Annotated in this window: 3 protein-coding genes; 2 read left to right on the top strand and 1 reads right to left on the bottom strand. The window is 72.7% G+C overall.

From position 1 onward, the window contains the following. Positions 1–118 precede the first annotated feature (118 nt). Positions 119–1528 carry a cytochrome P450 gene (locus tag AC0CYZ_RS30010; RefSeq protein WP_472221767.1) on the top strand — a complete coding sequence of 470 codons (1410 nt, stop codon included), beginning with the start codon at positions 119–121 and terminating at the stop codon, positions 1526–1528. A gap of 193 nt (positions 1529–1721) precedes the next feature. After that, a complete protein-coding gene (locus AC0CYZ_RS30005) occupies positions 1722–1991 on the top strand; it encodes a hypothetical protein (RefSeq protein WP_472221766.1) in 270 nt (89 codons plus the stop codon). Positions 1992–1997: 6 nt separating this feature from the next. Here AC0CYZ_RS30005 and AC0CYZ_RS30000 read toward each other — a convergent pair whose 3' ends face one another. Next, on the bottom strand, positions 1998–2540 hold the full coding sequence (locus AC0CYZ_RS30000) for a YbhB/YbcL family Raf kinase inhibitor-like protein (RefSeq protein ID WP_472221765.1): 543 nt from the start codon (positions 2538–2540) through the stop codon (positions 1998–2000). Between the last annotated feature and the right edge of the window lie 43 nt (positions 2541–2583).

The following is a 2583-nucleotide window of genomic DNA, read 5'->3' as shown; positions in this document are numbered from 1 at the left end:
TGCTGCTGGTGCTCGTCGTCGTCGTGCTCGCCGTCGCGGTCCGCCGCCCGGCGCCCGACGGGTCCTGCCAGGGCGCCCCCGCCTGACGCACCCACCGCCTGCGAACCCGGGAGTGACCATGCCGTCCCTGCTCAACCTCCGCGTCCAGGGCGCGGCCGCCGCGCTGGCCGGCCGCGTGCCGTCGACGACGGCACCGCTCGCGCCACCCCCGCCGGGCAGCGGCCTCGCGCCGGTCATGGGCGACCCCGGGGCGCCGTTCGTGGGGCGCTCGCTCGAGTTCGCCGCCGACATGCTCGCCTTCGCCCGGCAGCGCCACGCCCGCTACGGGGACATCTCGTGGACCGGTGCCTTCGGGCGGCCCCTGGTGTCGGTCCTGGGGCCGGAGGCGATCGGGCAGGTGCTGGTCAACAAGGACAAGTACTTCGGCAACGGCGACGGCTGGGGATACTTCATCGGCCCGTTCTTCCGCCGCGGGGTGATGCTGCTGGACTTCGAGGAGCACCGCACCCACCGGCGGATCCTGCAGCAGGCCTTCACCCGGGATCGGCTCGAGGAGTACCTCGAGGTGATGGGGCCGCGCATCGAGCAGGGCCTCGACGCGTGGACGGTGGGCGACCGCGTGAAGGTCTACGACCGGGTCAAGCAGCTCACGCTCGACATCGGCACCGAGGTCTTCGTCGGCGACGAGCTGGGCCCGCGGGCGGACCGGGTGAACCGGGCCTTCGTCGACACCGTGCACGCGGGCGTCGCGGTGGTGCGGGTCCCGGTGCCCGGCGGTTCGTGGTGGCGGGGCCTGCGCGGGCGCCGCGAGCTCGAGGAGTACTTCGTCGCCCAGCTGCCCGCCAAGCGCGCGGGTGGGGGTCGCGACATGTTCGGCGTGCTGGCGCGGGCCCGCAGCGAGGAGGGCGAGACCTTCTCCGACGACGACGTCGTCAACCACATGATCTTCCTGCTGATGGCCGCCCACGACACCTCGACGATCACGTTGTCGATGATGAGCTACCTGCTGGCCAAGCACCCGCAGTGGCAGGAGAAGCTCCGGGAGGAGTCGTTCGCACTCGGACCCGGACCGGTGTCGATGGCGGACCTGGACTCGCTCGTCTCCCTCGACCTCGTGATGCGCGAGACGCTGCGCCTCTACGCCCCGGTCGGGCAGCTCGCCCGGGCCACCGTGCACGATGCCGAGCTGCTGGGCCACCACGTCCCGGCCGGCACGCTGATGTCGCTGGGCATCCACGCCTCGCAGCGCATGGAGCCGTGGTGGTCGCACCCCGACGACTTCGACCCCGAGCGCTTCTCCCGGGAGCGGGCCGAGGACAAGTCCCACCGCTTCGCGTGGATGCCCTTCGGGGGTGGGGTGCACAAGTGCATCGGCCTGCACTTCGGCGGTATGGAGGTCAAGGCGCTCATGCACGCGATGCTGCGCCGCTTCCGCTGGTCGGTGCCCGAGGGCTACGAGACCCCGATCGGGCTCACCACGGGCCCGACCCCCGCGGACGGTCTCCCGGTCCACCTCGAACGCCTCTGACCAGGGCCTCCACCCCCTCGACGCCGGGTCGGGACCGGGCGGCGTGACGGACGTCGCTGTCGTGCAGCGCACGTCCACGTGTGCCGATCAGAGCAGGAGCGGCATCCTCGCCCGGTCGCCCCGACGCCGCGGCCACACCCGACCCGGCGGGCTGGACTGCCTGACGGACGACCTCTGTGGTGGGGAGACCCCGATGACGATGCCGGCTGCGTCCGTGTCCTGGATGGGCAATCGCGTGGAGATGTGGGAGATCGAGGGGACGGAGCTGACCGCCCTCGAGTGGCGCCGGCCCTGGAACGGCTCGATGCGCGGCTTCCGCATGCTGGGTGCCGAGGAGTTCGCCCAGGTCTGCACCGCCGTCGAGGAGGCCACGGCCGAGCTGCGGCCCGCGCCGCGCCTCGAGGGCGTGGCGGGGCAGCCCCTCGATCTCGAGGCCTTCCTCGACGAGGTCCTCGCAGGGTGAGGGCCCTCAGCCCGTGACCTCGTAGATCGGCGTGATCGTCGCCCGGCCGATCGAGTGGAAGAACAGGTTGAAGCCGAGGAACGCGGGGGTGGCGTCCGCGCCCACCCCCAGGTCCTCGACGTCGATCGCGTGCACCACGAAGTAGTAGCGGTGCGGGCCGTGCCCGGCGGGCGGCGCGGCCCCGATGAAGCGGTGCGCGCCGGCGTCGTTCGCGAGCGTGACGGCGCCGTCGGGCAGGAGGCCCTTGTCGGGGTCGCCGGCGTCGGCGGGCAGGGACGTCGTCGAGGCCGGCAGGTTCACGACCGCCCAGTGCCAGAACCCGCTGGCCGTCGGCGCGTCGGGGTCGTAGCAGGTGACCGCGTAGCTCTTCGTGCCCTCGGGCGCGCCCGACCAGGACAGTTGCGGGGACACGTCCTCGCCACCCGCGCCCATGATGCCGCTGACCTGGGCGTCGGGCAGGGTCTGACCGTCGGTGACGTCGCTGCTGGTCACCTCGAAGGTGGCGACGTCGGGCAGGAAGCTGTACGGGTCGGGCGGCTGCGGCGCCACGGGTCCTCCTCGATCTCGGGACGTGTCCGGGGACCCTTACCCC

It is taken from the genome of Actinomycetospora sp., from assembly GCF_055612215.1.
Note: the sequence above shows the minus strand (reverse complement) of the source record. Positions and strands in the feature narration are given on the sequence as shown.